This is a genomic window from Gryllotalpicola kribbensis (assembly GCF_039538245.1).
Classification (GTDB): Bacteria; Actinomycetota; Actinomycetes; order Actinomycetales; family Microbacteriaceae; genus Gryllotalpicola; species Gryllotalpicola kribbensis.
In genome coordinates this window covers 1-1,942 of record NZ_BAABBX010000020.1, presented here as the reverse complement: position 1 = coordinate 1,942, position 1,942 = coordinate 1, and the positions used below count along the sequence as shown (strand labels likewise).

General features: G+C 57.3%; 1 rRNA gene. It reads left to right on the top strand.

The features are described from left to right. Nucleotides 1-98: 98 nt before the first annotated feature. Nucleotides 99-1,624: ribosomal RNA gene (locus tag ABD716_RS16330) — 16S ribosomal RNA — on the top strand. Nucleotides 1,625-1,942 lie beyond the last annotated feature (318 nt).

The following is a 1,942-nucleotide window of genomic DNA, read 5'->3' as shown; positions in this document are numbered from 1 at the left end:
TGTCGTTTTTGATGGTGTGAGGATTCCTTTGGTTTATTTGATTATTTGAATGTCAGTTTTGATGTTCTTTGGTCATGGTCGGATTCGGCCGCAGTTTTTTTGTGGAGAGTTTGATCCTGGCTCAGGACGAACGCTGGCGGCGTGCTTAACACATGCAAGTCGAACGATGAAGGCGAGAGCTTGCTCTTGTTGGATTAGTGGCGAACGGGTGAGTAACACGTGAGTAACCTGCCCTTGGCTCTGGGATAAGCGCTGGAAACGGCGTCTAATACTGGATATAACTTCCTGCCGCATGGTGGGGGGTGGAAAGTTTTTGCGGCCTTGGATGGACTCGCGGCCTATCAGCTTGTTGGTGAGGTAGTGGCTCACCAAGGCTTCGACGGGTAGCCGGCCTGAGAGGGTGACCGGCCACACTGGGACTGAGACACGGCCCAGACTCCTACGGGAGGCAGCAGTGGGGAATATTGCACAATGGGCGAAAGCCTGATGCAGCAACGCCGCGTGGGGGATGACGGCCTTCGGGTTGTAAACCTCTTTTGGCAGGGAAGAAGCTTTCGGGTGACGGTACCTGCAGAAAAAGGACCGGCTAACTACGTGCCAGCAGCCGCGGTAATACGTAGGGTCCGAGCGTTGTCCGGAATTATTGGGCGTAAAGAGCTCGTAGGCGGTTCGTCGCGTCTGCCGTGAAATCCTCAGGCTCAACCTGAGGCGTGCGGTGGGTACGGGCGAGCTAGAGTGCGGTAGGGGAGAATGGAACTCCTGGTGTAGCGGTGGAATGCGCAGATATCAGGAAGAACACCGATGGCGAAGGCAGTTCTCTGGGCCGTAACTGACGCTGAGGAGCGAAAGCGTGGGGAGCGAACAGGATTAGATACCCTGGTAGTCCACGCCGTAAACGTTGGGCGCTAGATGTGGGGACCATTCCACGGTTTCCGTGTCGTAGCTAACGCATTAAGCGCCCCGCCTGGGGAGTACGGCCGCAAGGCTAAAACTCAAAGGAATTGACGGGGGCCCGCACAAGCGGCGGAGCATGCGGATTAATTCGATGCAACGCGAAGAACCTTACCAAGGCTTGACATATACCGGAAACGGCCGGAGACGGTCGCCCCCTTGTGGTCGGTATACAGGTGGTGCATGGTTGTCGTCAGCTCGTGTCGTGAGATGTTGGGTTAAGTCCCGCAACGAGCGCAACCCTCGTTCTATGTTGCCAGCGGTTCGGCCGGGGACTCATAGGAGACTGCCGGGGTCAACTCGGAGGAAGGTGGGGATGACGTCAAATCATCATGCCCCTTATGTCTTGGGCTTCACGCATGCTACAATGGCCGGTACAAAGGGCTGCGATGCCGTAAGGCGGAGCGAATCCCAAAAAGCCGGTCTCAGTTCGGATTGAGGTCTGCAACTCGACCTCATGAAGTCGGAGTCGCTAGTAATCGCAGATCAGCAACGCTGCGGTGAATACGTTCCCGGGCCTTGTACACACCGCCCGTCAAGTCATGAAAGTCGGTAACACCCGAAGCCAGTGGCCTAACCCTTGTGGAGGGAGCTGTCGAAGGTGGGATCGGTGATTAGGACTAAGTCGTAACAAGGTAGCCGTACCGGAAGGTGCGGCTGGATCACCTCCTTTCTAAGGAGCATCTGGCGAGCTTGCTCGTCTAGAACCCATGTCCGAGGCGGATGTCCTCGGGTGGGGCTCGTGGGTGGAACGTTGACGATGCCTGCCGGTGATGCCGGTTGCAGTTAGTACGGCCTTTTTGGGGTTGGGAACGCTGTGGCTGGGGGAGCTGGTGGGGTGCGCGCTGTTGGGTCCTGAGGGACCGTGCCGGCTGCCTGGGTTTTCCGGGTGGTGGGGGCTGTTTCTTCAGGCCCGTCCGATGCAGGGGTTTCCTGTGGGTGGCGGGTGCTGTCCGTATTTTGAGAACTACACAGTGGACGCGAGCATCTT